This is a genomic window from Ruegeria atlantica (assembly GCF_013032005.1).
Lineage (GTDB): Bacteria > Pseudomonadota > Alphaproteobacteria > Rhodobacterales > Rhodobacteraceae > Ruegeria > Ruegeria atlantica_A.
The window spans coordinates 588,068-605,155 of the sequence record NZ_WQBE01000001.1 but is presented as its reverse complement, the minus strand read 5'-3'; the positions used below and the strand labels follow the sequence as shown (position 1 = coordinate 605,155).

Below are 17,088 nucleotides of genomic sequence, written 5' to 3'. Positions count from 1 at the left end.
GAAGACCATGTATGACGTAGAAAAAATCCGCGCGGACTTTCCGATTCTGTCGCGTGAGGTAAACGGCAAACCGCTGACTTATCTGGACAATGGTGCCTCTGCGCAGAAACCTCAGGTTGTGATCGACGCGGTGACCCGCGCCTATGCCGAGGAATACGCGAATGTGCATCGTGGCCTGCATTACCTGTCCAACCTCGCGACCGAAAAGTACGAGTCCGTCCGCGGCACCATCGCCCGTTTCCTTGGGGCGGCGGATGAGAATGAGATCGTCCTGAACTCGGGCACGACCGAGGGGATCAACCTTGTGGCCTATGGCTGGGCGATGCCGCGCCTTCAGGCCGGGGATGAGATTGTCCTTAGCGTCATGGAGCATCACGCCAACATCGTTCCCTGGCATTTCCTGCGCGAACGGCAGGGGGTTGTCCTGAAGTGGGTCGATATCGATGCGGATGGCGGGCTGGACCCGCAGGCCGTGATCGATGCAATCGGTCCCAAGACCAAGCTGGTCGCGGTCACGCAATGCTCGAACGTGCTGGGAACGGTGGTGGATGTTAAGGCCATTACCGAAGGTGCGCATGCCAAAGGCGTTCCGGTGCTGGTCGACGGCAGCCAGGGTGCCGTGCATATGCCGGTCAATGTGTCGGATATCGGCTGCGACTTTTATGCAATCACCGGGCACAAGCTGTATGGCCCGTCCGGTTCGGGCGCGATCTATATTAAATCCGAACGCATGGCCGAGATGCGCCCCTTCATCGGTGGCGGCGACATGATCAAAGAGGTCAGCAAAGATCAGGTGATCTACAACGACCCCCCAATGAAGTTTGAGGCCGGAACACCCGGTATCGTGCAAACGATTGGTTTAGGCGTGGCGCTTGACTATATGATGGACCTGGGGATGGAGAACATCGCCGCCCACGAAGGCGCGCTTCGCGACTATGCGATGCAGCGGCTGACCGGTTTGAACTGGCTGCAGGTACAAGGCACACGTCCCGATAAGGCCGCTATTTTCAGCTTTACGCTGGATGGGGCAGGGCATGCGCATGACGTGTCGACGATCCTCGACAAAAAAGGGGTTGCCGTGCGGGCCGGTCATCATTGCGCTGGTCCACTGATGGATTTTTTCGGCGTGACCGCCACCTGCCGCGCCAGCTTTGGACTGTACAACACCAAAGATGAGGTCGACACGCTGGTCGATGCCCTTGAACTGGCGCATGATTTGTTTGCCTAAAAGCTGGTCGATCCGGGTGGATTTTCAGTTGCACCCGGATCGGAACAAGGATAGCTAACGGCCAAGGCACCTGTAGCTCAGCTGGATAGAGCGCTGCCCTCCGAAGGCAGAGGCCAGAGGTTCGAATCCTCTCAGGTGCGCCATACCACCTCGCATTAGCAGTTATTCTGAGTGTCTTATATTGGAGACTGCGTCCCTTAATTTGACGCTATGATGACTGGTTCTGATACAGTCCGGTAAGCGACAATATCTGGTCGATGGAACGCAGTTCATCGAGGTTGAACTGTTCTTTTCATAAGGAGTAATTCTAGGTTACTTAAAAACAAAGAGCGCCCAGAGGCGCTCGTTGTTTTTTAAGATTTTGGAAGTGTTAACCGCCCCAGCTACGGACCTCACCGCAGTCCATATGGACGAAATTCGAGCGGGAGTACTTGCCCACTCCACCAGCGCGGCAGGACATTGCAGCCTTGGCCATTTGCGACACTGAACGCGACGACAGGCGCAGGTCAGCCGCTTGGCCTTTCATGTGCAATGAGTTCTTGGCAACCCGACGAGAACGAGACCGAAGCATCGCGTTGGTTTGCGGAGAACGATAGCCGGACAGCAGCATATAGGGCTCATTTACGTCCAGAAGGTTATGCGATGCAGCCATGATGTCGATCGTGCGCAGATCCATGTCTTTGCTTTGATCAGTCCGCCAGTCACGCATGAAGTGGTTCACTTCTTTGACAGCGTCCTTGATGTATTTTCCATCGACCCAATATATCATATCAATCCGTTCGCCGGTGCGACCGGAATACATACGAATACGTCGGATATCGCCGCCGCCTCGAAGGAAACCTGCTGCATTGGAATAGGTCGGTGCGGCCACAACTGCCGTAGCTGCAAATGCGCCCAGAAGGGCACGCCGGGTCAAGCCCGATGTACTGCTCATCGTCATTTCAGTTTCGTCCCGTACTGTTCCTGCCTGCACACGATGTTACGCGCGCGATATTAATTTTTTCCCATCCCAGATGCGGGATTTATGACACAGTCGGTTTTGTCCGCCAAGAAGTCTTTCGGATTCATCAATTCAAGGGGGAAATTTCGGCAGTTTTTTGCGCAGGTGATGCGAATATGTATAATATTGAGACATTTGGCGGCGCATTTCCGCCGGGCGATGCAAAGACGCATCACGCACCGAAAGATGCGCCAGGTTGATACGTTTGTGAATAGACAACGCGCCCAAGGCGTAACCATATTTGATCCGCGCGCATTTCTGCTGCGTAAAATAATGAATAATCAAGGCCATCCAATGTTCTCAGGTATTCGGACCCGTTCTGGTATTATTTTCACCGCATGTTTTCTGGCTTCGGCGTCCGTAGTGAATGCAGACACCCGGCCAGCGACGGCGTTTCAGATGGCTGTTGCCGAATTTGCGCCCTCGGGGTCAGGAATCGCCGAGTTTTACCGCGAGAATGGTTTTGCCCCGGTTTGGGTTGGCGAAACGCCGCTACATTCGGCGCGCCGCGCACGGCTGATCCAGGCCTTGTCATCGACTGATATGCATGGATTGCCGCAGGGTTCGGAGAGCGTCCAGTCCCTTGTGGAACAGATGCAAGAGGCCCGTACGACGCGCGATCTGGGCGCTGTTGAGATCAGTCTGACCCGCGCTTTCGCTGAATACGCGCGCAATCTTCAGTCGGGCGCGCTGCGCCCATCCCAGATTGATGATGGGTTAGTGCGCAAGGTTCAAAGGGCTTCGACAAAGGAGCACTTGCAGGGGTTGATCGCAGGGGAAAATGGCTCGTATTTCGATCAATTGGCCCCGCAAACAACCCAGTACCGGGCGTTGATGAAGCACAAGTTGGTGCTGCAGGACCTCATCCATCAAGGCGGTTGGGGCGCGACGGTTCCTGTTGCCAAGTTGGAGTATGGTGACACTGGGCCCAATGTAATAAAGCTGCGGAACCGTTTGGTTTCCATGGGATATCTGCGTCCAACGGCCAATCCGGATTTCGATTCGGCTTTGTTGGGTGCCGTGCAAGCATTCCAGACAGATCATGGTCTTGCGCCGGACGGTGTGGCCGGTCAGGGCACGATTTCCGAGCTGAACCGCAGCGCCGCAGACCGTCTAAAGGCTGTCTATGTCGCATTGGAGCGCGAGCGCTGGTTGCCGCGCGAACGGGGTGAGCGGCACATTTTGGTAAATCAGGCTGATTTCTCGGCCAAGATTGTCGATGACGGTTTGGTCACGTTCGAAACGCGCACGGTGATCGGCAAGAACACACATGACCGACGCAGCCCCGAGTTCTCGGACGAGATGGAGCATATGGTCATCAACCCCAGTTGGTATGTGCCGCGCTCGATCATCACCAAGGAATACCTGCCCCAACTGCAATCAAATCCCAACGCCGTCGGCCATATCCAGATCACCGACCGCAGCGGTCGGCAGGTCAATCGCGGCGCGGTGGATTTCACCCAGTTCAACGCGCGAAACTTTCCGTTTGCGATGCGCCAACCGCCCAGCAAAAGCAATGCGCTTGGGCTGGTGAAGTTCATGTTCCCTAACAAGTACAACATCTATCTGCATGATACGCCTCAGAAAAGTCTGTTCGCGCGTGAGGTGCGGGCGTTCTCGCACGGGTGTATCCGCCTAGCAGATCCGTTTGATTTCGCCTATGCGTTGTTGGCCAAGCAGGAAGAAAACCCAAAGGCGTTTTTTCAGCGTGTTCTGGCCACGGGTAAGGAAACCACGGTGCAATTGGAACAGCATGTTCCGGTTCACCTGATCTACCGCACGGCTTATGTCGGCCCCAAGGGTGAGGTTCAGTATCGCCGGGATGTCTATGACCGTGATCGGAAAATCTGGGAGGCCTTGCAGAAAGCAGGGGTGGCCCTGCCGGACGTTCAGGGGTAATCAGCAGGGCAGATCCTTAAACCAGGAAGCCCGATATGCACTACACCATCCAGCAAATCGCCGACTCCCTCGGAGCTGAAAGCGACGGCGATACAGATCTGATCGTTGAACGCGCGGCCGAGCCCGGCGACGCGACGATAAACGATCTGGCGATGGCGATGTCTCCGAAATATGCCGAGGCGCTAAGTAGCGGCTCGGCGCGGGCAGCTGTGTTGTGGGAAGGCGCAGATTGGCAATCGCTGGGGTTGGAGGCCGCTATTTTCGTGCCCCGTCCGCGCATGGCGATGGCCGGGGTCACCGCAATGCTGGACCGCGGGCAGGGCGTTGCGCCGGGCATTCACCCGTCAGCCGTCATCGACCCAACAGCAGAGATCGCAGAAAATGCAGCCATCGGCCCCTTGGTCGTCATCGGTGCGCGGGTTCGTATTGGCAAAGGCGCAGTTATCGGCCCGCATTGCGTGATTGGCATGGATACGGTTCTGGGCGAAAACGCCATGTTACGTGAGATGGTTAGCATCGGGTCCAGGGCGCAGATCGGTGATCGTTTCATTGCCCAACCCGGCGCACGGATCGGGAGCGACGGGTTCAGCTTTGTTACCCCCGAGGTTTCGGATGTTGAGAATGTCCGCAAAACAATGGGCGACAAAGGTGATGCGCGGGCGCAAAGCTGGCTTCGCATTCACTCGCTGGGTGCAGTTGAGATCGGGGATGACGTTGAAGTCGGCGCCAATTGTACCGTCGACAACGGAACGATCCGGAATACCTGCATCGGAAACGGGTCCAAGTTGGACAATCTTGTGCATGTGGGGCACAACACACGGGTTGGGCAGGATTGTCTAATTTGTGGTCAGGCTGGCGTGTCCGGCTCGGTCGAGATTGGCAATAACGTGGTACTGGGTGGCCAGACCGGCGTGGTCGACAACATCTTTATCGGTGACGGCGTGATAGCGGCGGGCGGCACTAAAATCCTGTCCAACGTTCCTGCGGGTCGGGTACTAATGGGATATCCGGCCATCAAAATGGAAACCCATACCGACATCTACAAAGCACAACGTCGTTTGCCCCGCATGGCGCGTGACGTTGAGGCGTTGAAAAAGGCTGTTTTCAAACAGCCCCCGAGTGATTAAATCATCCGCAACGGGAAAATCAGAGGACCGACATGAGCATCACCGACCGCGTCATCGCAATCATTGCTGAGCAGGCCGTGCTGGAGCCTTCGGACGTCACGCCCGAAAGTACACTTGAAGATCTGGGTATCGACAGCCTGGGTCTGGTCGAGAGCATTTTCGCCATCGAAGAAGAGTTCGATATCTCGGTCCCGTTCAACGCGAATGAACCACAAGCCAGTGATTTCGATATCTCAAATGTGGCAGCGATCATTGCCGGGATCGAAAAGCTTGTGTCGGAAAAGGTCTGACCTGAAATTATGAAACGCGTTGTTATTTCCGGGGCCGGGACGATTAATTCGCTGGGTCACTCTGTCCCTGATACGCTTGAAGCTATGCGCGAAGGGCGTTGTGGTATCTCGCAACTTGAATTCCGCGATGTTGAGCGGCTTTCCATCAAAATCGGCGGCCAAGTGCGCGGGTTCGAGGCCGAAGGGCGGTTTAATCGCCAGCAGATGAGCCTTTACGATCGCTTTACGCAATTCACGCTGACCGCCGCGAAAGAGGCGATTGACCAATCCGGGATCGAGTTTCACGGAGATCTTGCTGCTCGGTCCGGTGTCGTTCTTGGCACCGCCGGTGGCGGCGTGTCCACTTGGGACGATAATTACCGTTCCGTCTACGAGGACGGTAAAAACCGTGTGCATCCATTTGTGGTGCCCAAACTGATGAACAACGCGGCGGCCAGCCACGTGTCTATGGAACATAACCTGAAGGGGCCAAGTTTTACGGTTTCAACCGCTTGCGCCTCATCCAATCACGCGATGGCATTGGCGTTTCAGATGGTCCGCAGCGGCGCCGCACCTGCAATGATCACGGGTGGATCAGAATCCATGTTGTGTTTTGGCGGCGTCAAAGCCTGGGAAGGCCTGCGCGTGATGTCCAAGGACGCTTGCCGCCCGTTCAGCGCCAACCGAAATGGAATGGTGCAGGGCGAAGGGGCTGGGGCTTTTGTCTTTGAAGAATACGAACATGCGCGCGCACGAGGGGCAGATATCCTGTGTGAGGTTGTCGGCTTTGCCATGTCCTCGGATGCGTCTGACATCGTGATGCCCAGTAAGCAGGGCGCGGCACGGGCCATGTCAGGTGCGCTGACCGATGCGCGCCTGAATGCGGACCAGGTCGGGTACATCAATGCGCATGGGACGGGCACAGCGGCGAACGACAAGACCGAATGCGCGGCGGTGGCCGGTGTGTTCGGGCCGCACGCGGACGACCTGATGATATCGTCCACGAAATCCATGCACGGGCATTTGATTGGGGGTACAGGCGCGGTCGAGTTGCTGGCATGTATCATGGCGTTGCGCGACGGGGTGATCGCCCCAACCATCGGTTATGAAGATCCAGATCCCGAATGTGCATTGGACGTGGTGCCAAATGAGGCGCGAGATGCGAAGGTGGATGTTGCGCTTAGCAATGCGTTTGCCTTTGGCGGGTTGAACGCGGTTTTGGCTCTGAAACGGGTCTGAAGCTTTGGAAGCAAAACGACAAAACGCCGCCCGAAGGACTGGGCGGCGTTTTCTGTTTTACTAGTCATTAGTTTTTGATGACTTCCAGCTGGTCAAACCCGGCAGTGAACCCTGCTAGTGATATTTCCAATTGCAGCGCCTGCGAAGGTGCCAGAACAGAAACCATCGACAAGGTACCTTTGGTCCCACCCTTCAAAGCTTCGAGGTCTTGCTGGGTAAAGCCCACTCGCGCAAGGCACCCAACGGGGTTGCAGTGGTGATAATTGTATCGTTTGCCCGGCGCTCCGTCGATCGACAAGGATATCTGAGCTTGCAAAAGCACCTCGAGGGGCACAACGATGATCGCAGCAGCTACGACCGGAGCTTCTTCGGGCAGCTTTTCAATCGTTATTTCCGCAATGGGCTGGTCTTGCTGACCGGTCAGAATCTGTCGCATGACACAAGGTTCGCTGTCAGTTCCTGTATTGATGCACATGACTGCCCAGTCGCCGGTCTCTTCCTTAAGGTACTGCTCGCCAATACGCGGGCCGGATTCCCCAAGATCCAGGTCAGCACCGGTTTGGGTTTGCGGAGCCTCGGCATCCTGCGTTGCTTCTTGTGCATAAGCGGCACCACACCAAAGCGCAGCGGCCACAAGGCTGAGAGATAGAGTGTTCTTGATCATGAATGCCTCGGCAATGTGATTGAGCTTTTTGACCCGTCTATCATCCTTGGATCATGGTGTCAGGCATTAAGCTGCACAAATGGGTGACCGTAGTCAGCTTTTTGCCGCTTTCCAGTGCTTGAAACCTGGATGAAACAAAAAAGAAAGGGAACCGGTGGAGCGGCTCCCTTTCATAAAATTTTCTCCCCGTCGGACTGGCCGACTTAGTTATGCGCAGACGTTACGAAAGGCGGTCGCATGCGTCAACTGAAAACCTGAAATTTTAATGGAAGAACCAGCATTGCTTTAAAAAAACCGCGCCCGAAGGCGCGGTCAGTCGACAGGGAGGAAGTTTGCCGCACCCGACCTCTGACAGCGAGGGCAGCAAAATGACTATCGCAGTCAAAGGTTAACTTTGTATGCTGGGTCCAGATCGGTGGAAATTAAGGCATTACCTACATGGACAAAAACATTTTTCTAGGCGGCGCGGGTGAAGATTACAGCCAGCCTCAAAACCTGACCCTCAAATATGCCAACCGGCACGGGTTGATCGCAGGGGCGACGGGCACAGGCAAAACGGTGACGTTGCAAATCCTGGCCGAGGGGTTCTCGGCTGCCGGCGTCCCGGTGTTTCTATCCGATGTCAAAGGCGACTTGTCCGGGTTGGCAATGGCGGGCAGTGAAAGTCACAAGTTGCACCAGGCGTTTCAGGATCGCGCGGCGCGCATCGGCTTTCAGGATTATACCTATGCTGCATGCCCGGTAACATTTTGGGATCTGTTCGGCGAACAAGGCCATCCTGTTCGAACGACCGTTACAGAAATGGGGCCATTGCTGTTGTCTAGGCTCATGGATCTGAGCGAGGCGCAGGAAGGTATTCTGAACATTGCTTTCCGAGTGGCGGATGAAGAAGGGATGCCGCTGCTAGACCTAAAGGATCTGCAAGCCCTGCTGGTCTGGATCGGTGAGAACCGCACACAGTTATCCCTGCGCTATGGCAATGTCTCGACTGCTTCGATTGGGGCGATTCAGCGGCGGTTGTTGGTGTTGGAAAACCAGGGCGGTACCAATTTGTTCGGAGAACCCGCGCTGGAATTGGCTGATCTGATGCGTACTGATGCGAACGGGCAGGGGATGGTGAACATCCTGGCCTCGGATAAGCTAATGGGGTCGCCGCGTCTCTATGCGACTTTCCTGTTGTGGCTGTTGAGTGAGCTGTTCGAGGAGTTGCCCGAGGTTGGCGACCCCGACAAACCCAAACTGGTGTTCTTCTTTGATGAGGCCCATTTGTTGTTCGAAGATGCGCCCAAGGTTTTGGTAGACAAAGTAGAGCAGGTCGCACGGCTGATCCGTTCCAAGGGTGTCGGCGTCTACTTCATCTCGCAAAACCCGGCGGATATTCCCGAAGATATTCTGGGACAACTTGGCAATCGGGTGCAGCACGCGCTGCGTGCCTTTACCGCGCGGGATCGCAAGAACCTGCGTTTGGCGGCCGAAACCTATCGCGAAAACCCGGCCTTCGACACCGAAACCGCAATCCGAGAGGTTGGCGTAGGTGAAGCGGTCACGTCGATGCTGCAGAAGAAGGGTGTGCCAGGTATTGTTGAACGGACGCTGATCCGTCCACCGGGAACACAACTTGGGCCAATCACCGCGTCCGAGCGTCAGGCGGTCATGACGGCGTCACCGATGCAGGTCAAGTATGGCACATTGAAGGATCGGAAATCGGCCTTTGAAATTCTGCAGGCACGCGCCGATCAGGCCGCGCAGGCTGCTGCAAAAGCAGAAGAACAAGAAGAGACACAATCTGTCGCTGAACGCGAGTTCGCCACGGCCAGGCGCTATTCCGGTGGCCGGGTCGGGCGATCTTCCTCTCGCGTAAAGCGGCAGAAAGATACCTTTGCTACAGCAATGAGCGAGGCCGTCATCAAAGAGCTAAAAGGAACAACCGGGCGCCGCATTGTTCGTGGAATTCTGGGCGGGTTGTTCCGCGCTAGGTAAGCCCAAGGCGCCGCACAGCCGTTTCGCTGCGCGGCGCTATTTGGTTACTTCAGACGACGCTGACCTTCCTGCCGGCAGTAGCCGTCAGCCTCGGCCACAGACATCTTGGTCGCGGGGTAGTCGATGGCACGATCCCAGATGACGCGATCCGGGCGGTACAACTGGCACGTCACCACACCCTTTGAGGTCTGGACCTGAACTGGATCGGTTTCCAGATCTTCGGGTGACGGGATACATGCGGCCAGGCTGGCAACAACTGTCAGCATTAGGATTTTTGGGATAAACGAAGTTTTCATGTGTCGTCTTCTTACTCTCGAGAGGTGACCTGTAGTATCAGCGTCAACTGACTAATTAACCGTGAAGGCGATCTGGCGCAGGTCCGGAAACTGCCCAACGATAATTCGGTCTATTAAGGTTCGGTTCATGAATCAAGAAACCGCGCCGATTTTGAGGCGCGGTTCCGAATATTCCCCTGAAAGTGATCTATTTCTCGGGGATCAAGCCCCTTGGACTGAATCTGAGAACAATCAGTAGGATCAACCCCATGGTCAGCAGGCGCATATGCGCGGCGCTTTCGATCAGATGTGCCTTAAGCGCGCTGCCATCAGGCAATCCAGCGGTGATCAGGTTCATCAGCCACAGCCCGATAGGTTCGACCTGAACCCACAGGAACCAGATCACGAACGCGCCCAGTACCGCACCAAAATTGTTACCCGATCCACCGACGATTACCATTACCCAGACCAGGAATGTAAACCGCAATGGCTGATACGCGCTGGGGGTCAACTGGCCGTCCAACGTTGTCATCATAGCACCTGCAATTCCGCAGATGGCCGAGCCCAGCACAAAGATCTGCAAATGGCGGCGGGTCACGTCCTTGCCCATCGCCTCGGCCGCGACCTCGTTGTCACGAATGGCGCGCATCATGCGGCCCCACGGGCTGTTCAGCGCCTTTTGCGCCATCCAGAGCAGGACCAGCAGAACGATCAGGAACAGAAACGAATAGCCCAGTTTAACCGCCAGCGTCGAAGCCGTGACTGTATCCAGCCCCAACCATTCGGCGCGAGCGACAAAGCCAGGGTCATTCTGCAGATCGACCTCGTACCCAACGACCGGCGCAGGGCGCGGGATGCCGTAGACGTTTTTGACGCCCCGGGCCAACCAGTCCTCGTTTTTCAAGATCGCGATGATGATCTCGGCAATCCCCAGCGTGGCGATGGCCAGATAGTCCGAGCGCAGGCCCAGAGCAGTTTTGCCGATCAGCCACGCTGCACCAGCTGCCAGCAATCCACCCGCGGGCCAAGCCAGCAGGACAGGCAGATTCAGGCCGCCGAGGTTGCCCGCAACAGCCGGTTCAATGGCCTCGACCGCTGCGGTATTGGGATCGAGGACAGCACGGTAAACAAAGAAGCCGATGATCAGAATGGCAATGATCGACAAAGTCCGAACCCGCCCTTTGGGCATCTTCTGCGCCACCAGAACTGTGGCCACAACGGTTGCAGCGCCCAGCAGCAGGGCCAGCACAATACCGAAACCTCCGGCAGACCAGGCGCCAGGTGTTGTCGGGGTCGAGACCAGCACAACGGCAAGCCCGCCCAACGCAACGAAACCCATGACCCCGACGTTGAACAAACCGGCAAAACCCCATTGCAGGTTCACCCCAAGCGCCATGATGGCCGAGATCAGTCCCATGTTCAGGATCAATATAGCGGCGTTCCAGCTTTGCGTGAATCCGGTCAGCAGGATTAGGCCACCGACAACAGCGAAAAGCAGCGTATTTTTGACAGGCTCGGTCATACCGCTTTCCCCTTAAACAGACCCGTAGGTTTGAACAGAAGCACGATCAGCAAAATGACAAAACTTACGGCGAATTTGTAATCGGTGGACAGGAATTGCACCAATCCCGACGGCTCCAGGCTTTCCGGGGCAAGATAGGTCAGCACCTTTTTCCAGGCGTAAGTGATCGTGACCTCAGAAAAGGCGATGATGAATCCACCCGCGATGGCCCCCACAGGACTGCCCAGACCGCCGACGATGGCCGAGGCGAAAATCGGCAGAAGTAGCTGGAAATAAACGAAAGGTTTAAAGCTCTTGTCCAGCCCGTACAGGACCCCGGCCGTGGTCGCGAGCGCCGCAACGATGATCCATGTAATCATCACCACGCGCTCGGGGTTGATACCGGACAGCAGGGCGAGATCTTCATTGTCGGAATAGGCGCGCATCGATTTGCCAGTGCGGGTTTTGTTGAGGAACCAGAACAACAGCACAACGGCAACAACTGCAACGATGACGGTAATGCCCTGAGATGTCTTGATCGCCAGCCCCTCATTCAGCCCAGTCATGGCCTTGAATTCACGTGCGGAGATCACAAACCGCTGACCGTCCGAAAACCTCTGATCGTCCGGGCCGATGATGAACCGCACCAGACCGTTCATGATGAACATCACGCCCATCGACACGATAACCAGAATGACCGGCTTGGCCTTTTGCTCGCGATAAAATCGATAGACCAATCGGTCGGTGATCAGCACCAGAACGATACAGCCCAATATGGCAAAGGGCAGAGCCAAAAGGGCGGTCGGCAGCGGACCAAAACTGACCCCAGCGGCCTGCAGCCCCCAGGTGACCAGAACGGCGATCATCGCGCCAAAGGCCATCGTGTCGCCATGGGCAAAGTTGGAAAACCGCAGGATACCGTAGATCAGCGTGACCCCCAGCGCCCCCAGTGCCAGCTGGCTGCCATAAGCAATTGCAGGCACCAACACAAAATTCGCAAGCGCGACAAGCGCGTTCAGTATGTCCATCTCACCTTCTCATTCCGCCGGGTGCGGCCTTATGGCATACCCGCGCGCAAAGACACAATATTTCAACGGTTATGGACGGTCGAATTCCGAAGAAAAACTGCATATGGGCAGCGTTCCTTTCGGGCAATCAAGGCGCGCCTGACAGGATCATGTCCGTCAGACGCGTCGCTGGTTCAGCTTTGCTGTTCTTGCGATAGTAAATGTGGTCAATTTTTGAGTGTACAGACCCCGCGTTCGTTGCGCTGTTGCCCGCCAGAGGCGCGAACTTCAAGGTGGCCGGTCTCTGATGCAACCGTGTATCCCACGCTACCGTTGCTTAGAATTTGCAGAAATTCCTGCGCGCCGAGGCTGGGGATCACAAGGACTTCATGTTCTTGACCCTCGGCCAGCAGCAAGCCCTTGGATTGCCCTTCGATCTGTTTCAGCACGACCTGGTGGGCTGGTTCAATTGGATTGCACCCACCGGGGTTGCAGGTTTCGGTAATCTGGCACTCGTAAACAAATTCACCTTGCGCGGGGGCTTGCGACACGGCCTGCGCGGTCGCAGGCAGAACGATGGCGGCAAGCGCAGCCAGATATTTCATAATATGTCTCCTGAAGGGGGCACTTGCCCGAAATATTTGAGAATCCAATCAGGATTCCCGCTGTTCGCGCGTTCGTGATTAGGCGCGGATCGTGGCGGAAATTGAGCCGAGACAGGGCGGAATTCTGAACGGGCTGATTTTTCCATTCCGCGCGTGAAAGAAGTAACCAGCTGGGAACAAACCGTTTTATTGGAGGTTGTTTATCCGACCAGTGGCGCAAAGCTGCAAACGCCATTTTCTCGCCACGATTGATTGCCTGAAAGCACGCGGTTTAACCGTGTCAAAGAGGCGTTGACACGCGAACACAGCCTTTCACCTGGGATCAACTGAAAGTGAGGGCCGTCGTGCAGCCTGTTGAAGTTATTGAGCTAATTGATGATCTTGCCCTGTGTCCGAGGGCGCTGAATAAAGGGAGGTACATCATGAAATTCTACGCAGCAGTGATATTGAGCGCGGTTTTGCCGGCAATAGCGTATGCCGCATCAAGCGACCCTCTGGACGGGGCGGATTTCGTCGTTAATTGCGTATCGGACAATACTGGCGGCGCGGTGACATTGGCGAGGTCCGGAGCCACGGATAAGGGATTTATCGTCACTGATGACATCCGCGGAGAGGCCACGATCATTGCCGGTCTGAACTCACTGACATTCCTGCACATCATGGACCAAGACGTTGTGACTTTTGTCGTGGATTTCGAGGACCTGAACTACGACATGTCGATCAAAGGCCCGCATGCCGCACAGGATTTCGGGTCTTGTGGTGATCCGATTGGGTGAACGATACTAGGAGTTCAGTGGTTATATACGCGCAAGTCTATGCATTCCTTTCTCGACAAATCAACGCGTAAGAATGTCAAACATGCGAGGCTACCGAAGCGAAATCAGGTGGCCTTGCTGCGATTTTGCTGGAGTGAATCTGCAATTTAACAGGATCAATAAAAGTAATCGGCGCGGAATTTAATCTAACCCAGTTTAGTTTGAACAATTGCCGTGCCATTGCGCGACAACGAAGTCTCCCATTATCGCCGTATGCCGAGAGTGGACTGCCGTCCCGTCTGTCAACACTGTTGTGGATTGAACTACTCCGGACTCAAGTGGCTCCACGAAGGAAAATGCTTGAGTGCCGGCGACGGGAACAACTTGGACTAGCCCTACATTTCCCTGCATGAACGCCTTGCCTTGCCCGTCCAAAAAGAAGGTCAGGTCCATTTCTTTTTTTTGACAACCTTCATTGGGCGAGCATTCAATGTCGAATTTACAAACATATGAAGATACTTGCGCTGCCAAGCTTTGAGGCGCCAACAAAAATGCCGCAACAAGAATCTTGGTGGCTAGGTTTTTCATTCTACCCCCCCAAGAAACTCTTCCGCACCTCAGGATCAGCCAGCAATTCCTTACCCGTGCCGGTATAGGCATTCCGTCCCTGCACCAGAACATATCCCTTATCCGCAATCTCAAGCGCCTGACGGGCGTTCTGTTCGACCATCAGGATAGGTAACCCGGTGCGGGATACCTCGATAATCCGATCAAACAGCTCATCCATCACGATGGGTGAGACACCGGCGGTGGGTTCGTCCAGCATCAGCACTTTGGGCTGGGTCATCAGCGCCCGGCCGACGGCGACCTGTTGGCGTTGACCGCCCGAAAGCTCTCCGGCCGCCTGGTTGCGCTTGTCGCGCAGGATCGGGAAGAGGTCATAGACCTGCTCCATCGTCTGGCTGATATCGTCGCGCCGGATGAAGGCACCCATTTCTAGGTTTTCCTCGACCGTCATGGACGTGAAGATATTCGAGGTCTGCGGCACAAAGCCCATCCCCCTGATCACCCGATCCTGTGGCGACAGTTTGGTGATGTCTTCGCCATCCAGCCGCACCGACCCGGCACGGACATCCAGCATTCCGAACACGGCCTTCATCGCGGTGGACTTACCCGCGCCGTTGGGGCCGACAATCACTGCAATTTCGCCCTTGTCGACGGCAATAGTGCAGTCGTGAAGGATGTCGGGTCCCTTGCCGTAGCCACCGGTCATGGTATCTCCGATCAGGAAGGGGCCGCCACTGACCTTGTGGGTTTCTCCGCTGGTTGGATGCGCGGGGGTCATTGTGCCAATGCCCTTGGTATTGGCAATTGTTGCGTCCTTGTTGCCGTGATCGTCCTGATAGGGGTTGTCGCTTGCGCCCGCAGTCATGTCTGGGCCTCCAGCTTGTCTTTGTTCTTCAGGCCGGTGCCCAAATAAGCCTCGATCACGTGTTCGTTGGCCTTGATCTCGTCCAGAGTGCCCTCGGCCAGCACTTTGCCCTCGGCCATGCAGATCACCGGGTCGCAAATTTTGCCGATGAAATCCATGTCATGCTCGATGACGACAAAGGTATAGCCGCGTTCTTTGTTCAGGCGCAGGATGGTGTCGCCGATGGTCATCAGCAGGGTGCGGTTCACGCCTGCGCCGACCTCGTCCAGAAACACGATCTTGGCGTCGACCATCATGGTGCGGCCAAGTTCCAACAGTTTCTTTTGCCCGCCCGAAACCTGACCTGCCTTGTGGTCGGCCAGGTGTTCGATGGTCAGGAACTCCAACACCTCGTCCGCCTTGGCGCGCAGGGCGCGTTCCTCGTCGGCGATGCGTTTGCGGCCAAACCAGGTGTTCCACAGTGATTCACCCGATTGCGCGCCGGGCACCATCATCAGGTTCTCGCGGCAGCTCATTGACGAAAACTCATGCGCGATCTGGAACGTGCGCAGCAGCCCTTTGTGAAACAGCTCATGCGGAGGCAGGCCAGTGATATCTTCGCCATCCATGAAAACCTTGCCGCTGGTCGGCGGCAACACACCCGCGATCACGTTGAACAGGGTTGTCTTGCCCGCACCGTTCGGTCCGATCAGGCCGGTGATCGAGCCCTTTTGGATTTCCAGCGAAGCACCGTCCACCGCGTGGAATCCGCTAAAATGCTTATGCACGTCCTCAACGACGATCATGGTTTTCCCTTGCCTTTTCCCCGAAAACAGAGGTGCAGCCTTTTGTCACTGAAACAGCCCGGACACAAGGCCCGGGCTGTTCGGTTTTGCTCTGTCAGATGAGGATTTAACGGTAGTTAACCGTCTTCATCTCACCATCGATGACTTCGATTTCGCGGTATGCACCGGCGCTTTCGCCGGGGCCGATCAGCTCAACACCCGAGGCGCCGACATAGTCGATGTCTTGGCCTGCTGCGAGGAGCTCCAGACCCTTGGCCAGCTCACCCGGATAGATCTTTTCACCCGGTTCGTTGGCAACATCCATGATCTTGCCGCCATAGTCCGCCGGGTTGCTGGAACCCGCCGCCTGCATGGCCAGCAGGAACAGCGCCGCTGCGTCATAGGACTCGGGCACGAAGATGGACGAGCCGTCAAAACCCTCGGCTTCGGCCATGGCAAAGAACGAATCCGCAGCTTCGCTTTTCGATCCCGGGGCCTGACCATACGAGCCGTTCAGATCCGGACCGACGTTTTCAGGCAGCGAGTCACCGATCATGCCACCCGGCAGACCAAAGGTGTCAAATGCGCCGCTGTCCAGCGAGGACTGAATGATGCCCAGACCGCCCTGATCCAGATAGCCCGCAACGACCAGAATGTCGCCACCTGCCGATGCCAGCGCGCCGACTTCGGCCGAATAGTCGGCCTTGCCGTCTTCATGCGCGGCAACGATGGTTACCTCACCGCCCAGCGCCTCGAACGAGGATTTGATCGCCTCGGACAGGCCCTTGCCGTAGTCGTTGTTGGTATAGGTCAGAGCGATCGAGTTGACGCCGCGCTCTTTCAGGATGTCGGCCATGATTTCGCCTTCGCGCGCATCCGATGGGGACGTGCGGAAGAACAGGCCGTTATCTTCCATAACTGACAGGCCCGGAGAGGTGGCCGAAGGTGAGATCATGACCATACCGTTCGGCACGGCGACGTTTTGCAGAATGGCACCGGTTACGCCCGAACAGTCTCCGCCAACAAGGCCGTTGATGCCTTCGGCAACCAGACGTTCCGCATTAGCGGTGGCCAGAGCATTGTCAGCGCAGCCCGTATCAGCACGTACGGGCGTTACGGTGGACCCTTCCAGCAGTTTGCCGGATTCCGAAACCTCTTTCATCGCCAGCTCAGCGCCGGACGCCATTGCTGGCGAAAGCGATTCAATCGGGCCGGTGAAACCGAACATAATGCCCAGTTTAACGTCTTCGGCCATGGCGGTGCCGGCCAACAGTGCGGTTGCTGCGGTTGCAGTAAGCAGCTTTTTCATGTGGTTACTCCCAAATTGGAACGTGTTCGTTCTG

At 56.1% G+C, this 17,088-nt stretch carries 18 protein-coding genes and 1 tRNA gene; 8 read left to right on the top strand and 11 right to left on the bottom strand.

The window, feature by feature from the left end; translation table 11 throughout:
* The first annotated feature begins 7 nt into the window (after positions 1–7).
* Both GOX21_RS02980 and GOX21_RS02975 read left to right on the top strand, forming a co-directional pair.
* The gene (locus GOX21_RS02980; RefSeq protein ID WP_170358520.1) at positions 8–1,228 is read left to right on the top strand and encodes a cysteine desulfurase; all 1,221 of its coding nucleotides are present in this window, start codon (positions 8–10) and stop codon (positions 1,226–1,228) included.
* 66 nt (positions 1,229–1,294) lie between these two features.
* Positions 1,295–1,371: transfer RNA gene (locus tag GOX21_RS02975), tRNA-Arg, on the top strand.
* Between the two features lie 227 nt (positions 1,372–1,598).
* Here GOX21_RS02975 and GOX21_RS02970 read toward each other — a convergent pair.
* Together GOX21_RS02970 and GOX21_RS02965 are read right to left on the bottom strand one after the other, a co-directional pair.
* On the bottom strand, positions 1,599–2,168 hold the full coding sequence (locus tag GOX21_RS02970; protein WP_170348744.1) for a YcbK family protein: 570 nt from the start codon (positions 2,166–2,168) through the stop codon (positions 1,599–1,601).
* Positions 2,169–2,300: 132 nt separating this feature from the next.
* Positions 2,301–2,519: a hypothetical protein gene (locus GOX21_RS02965; RefSeq protein ID WP_170348743.1), complete on the bottom strand. Its 219-nt coding sequence runs from the start codon at positions 2,517–2,519 to the stop codon at positions 2,301–2,303.
* Between the two features lie 3 nt (positions 2,520–2,522).
* Here GOX21_RS02965 and GOX21_RS02960 point away from each other — a divergent pair, with 3 nt between their 5' ends.
* From GOX21_RS02960 to GOX21_RS02945, 4 genes are read left to right on the top strand one after another with little or no spacing between them, the layout of a single operon-like run.
* A complete protein-coding gene (locus tag GOX21_RS02960; RefSeq protein WP_170375386.1) occupies positions 2,523–4,127 on the top strand; it encodes a L,D-transpeptidase family protein in 1,605 nt (534 codons plus the stop codon).
* A 35-nt stretch (positions 4,128–4,162) separates the two neighbouring features.
* Positions 4,163–5,254 carry a UDP-3-O-(3-hydroxymyristoyl)glucosamine N-acyltransferase gene (gene lpxD / locus GOX21_RS02955; protein WP_170375384.1) on the top strand — a complete coding sequence of 364 codons (1,092 nt, stop codon included), beginning with the start codon at positions 4,163–4,165 and terminating at the stop codon, positions 5,252–5,254.
* Between the two features lie 32 nt (positions 5,255–5,286).
* Positions 5,287–5,544 (top strand): acyl carrier protein, encoded by a 258-nt coding sequence (locus tag GOX21_RS02950; protein ID WP_170348740.1) that lies wholly within the window; start codon positions 5,287–5,289, stop codon positions 5,542–5,544.
* A gap of 9 nt (positions 5,545–5,553) precedes the next feature.
* Complete coding sequence (locus tag GOX21_RS02945; protein ID WP_170375382.1) at positions 5,554–6,762, top strand: beta-ketoacyl-[acyl-carrier-protein] synthase family protein; 1,209 nt, start codon at positions 5,554–5,556, stop codon at positions 6,760–6,762.
* A gap of 67 nt (positions 6,763–6,829) precedes the next feature.
* On the opposite strand, the gene GOX21_RS02940 is transcribed toward GOX21_RS02945, so the two are convergent.
* A complete protein-coding gene (locus tag GOX21_RS02940) occupies positions 6,830–7,426 on the bottom strand; it encodes an invasion associated locus B family protein (RefSeq protein ID WP_170375381.1) in 597 nt (198 codons plus the stop codon).
* Between the two features lie 438 nt (positions 7,427–7,864).
* Here GOX21_RS02940 and GOX21_RS02935 point away from each other — a divergent pair, with 438 nt between their 5' ends.
* Entirely contained in the window at positions 7,865–9,406 is a 1,542-nt protein-coding gene (locus GOX21_RS02935) for a helicase HerA-like domain-containing protein (RefSeq protein ID WP_170375379.1), read from the top strand.
* A gap of 44 nt (positions 9,407–9,450) precedes the next feature.
* Here the strand turns inward: GOX21_RS02935 and GOX21_RS02930 are convergent, their stop codons facing one another.
* The 4 genes from GOX21_RS02930 to GOX21_RS02915 form a co-directional block, all read right to left on the bottom strand.
* Positions 9,451–9,702: a hypothetical protein gene (locus tag GOX21_RS02930; RefSeq protein ID WP_170348736.1), complete on the bottom strand. Its 252-nt coding sequence runs from the start codon at positions 9,700–9,702 to the stop codon at positions 9,451–9,453.
* A gap of 187 nt (positions 9,703–9,889) precedes the next feature.
* Positions 9,890–11,203 carry a branched-chain amino acid ABC transporter permease gene (locus GOX21_RS02925; RefSeq protein WP_170358509.1) on the bottom strand — a complete coding sequence of 438 codons (1,314 nt, stop codon included), beginning with the start codon at positions 11,201–11,203 and terminating at the stop codon, positions 9,890–9,892.
* Positions 11,200–12,210: a branched-chain amino acid ABC transporter permease gene (locus tag GOX21_RS02920; protein ID WP_170375377.1), complete on the bottom strand. Its 1,011-nt coding sequence runs from the start codon at positions 12,208–12,210 to the stop codon at positions 11,200–11,202. Before GOX21_RS02920 ends, GOX21_RS02925 begins: the two co-directional genes overlap by 4 nt.
* Positions 12,211–12,416: 206 nt before the next feature.
* Entirely contained in the window at positions 12,417–12,794 is a 378-nt protein-coding gene (locus GOX21_RS02915) for a hypothetical protein (protein WP_170375375.1), read from the bottom strand.
* Positions 12,795–13,216: 422 nt separating this feature from the next.
* On the opposite strand from GOX21_RS02915, the gene GOX21_RS02910 reads away from it, so the two are divergent.
* The gene (locus GOX21_RS02910; protein ID WP_170375373.1) at positions 13,217–13,570 is read left to right on the top strand and encodes a hypothetical protein; all 354 of its coding nucleotides are present in this window, start codon (positions 13,217–13,219) and stop codon (positions 13,568–13,570) included.
* Between the two features lie 195 nt (positions 13,571–13,765).
* Here GOX21_RS02910 and GOX21_RS02905 read toward each other — a convergent pair whose 3' ends face one another.
* The 4 genes from GOX21_RS02905 to GOX21_RS02890 all read right to left on the bottom strand — a co-directional run bounded on the left by GOX21_RS02905 (position 13,766) and on the right by GOX21_RS02890 (position 17,054).
* Positions 13,766–14,137: a hypothetical protein gene (locus tag GOX21_RS02905; protein WP_170375371.1), complete on the bottom strand. Its 372-nt coding sequence runs from the start codon at positions 14,135–14,137 to the stop codon at positions 13,766–13,768.
* A 1-nt stretch (position 14,138) separates the two neighbouring features.
* A complete protein-coding gene (locus GOX21_RS02900; protein WP_170375369.1) occupies positions 14,139–14,981 on the bottom strand; it encodes an ABC transporter ATP-binding protein in 843 nt (280 codons plus the stop codon).
* Positions 14,978–15,766, bottom strand: a complete 789-nt coding sequence (locus tag GOX21_RS02895) for an ABC transporter ATP-binding protein (protein ID WP_170358499.1) — start codon at positions 15,764–15,766, stop codon at positions 14,978–14,980. Before GOX21_RS02895 ends, GOX21_RS02900 begins: the two co-directional genes overlap by 4 nt.
* Before the next feature lie 106 nt (positions 15,767–15,872).
* Positions 15,873–17,054 (bottom strand): ABC transporter substrate-binding protein, encoded by a 1,182-nt coding sequence (locus tag GOX21_RS02890; RefSeq protein ID WP_170375368.1) that lies wholly within the window; start codon positions 17,052–17,054, stop codon positions 15,873–15,875.
* Between the last annotated feature and the right edge of the window lie 34 nt (positions 17,055–17,088).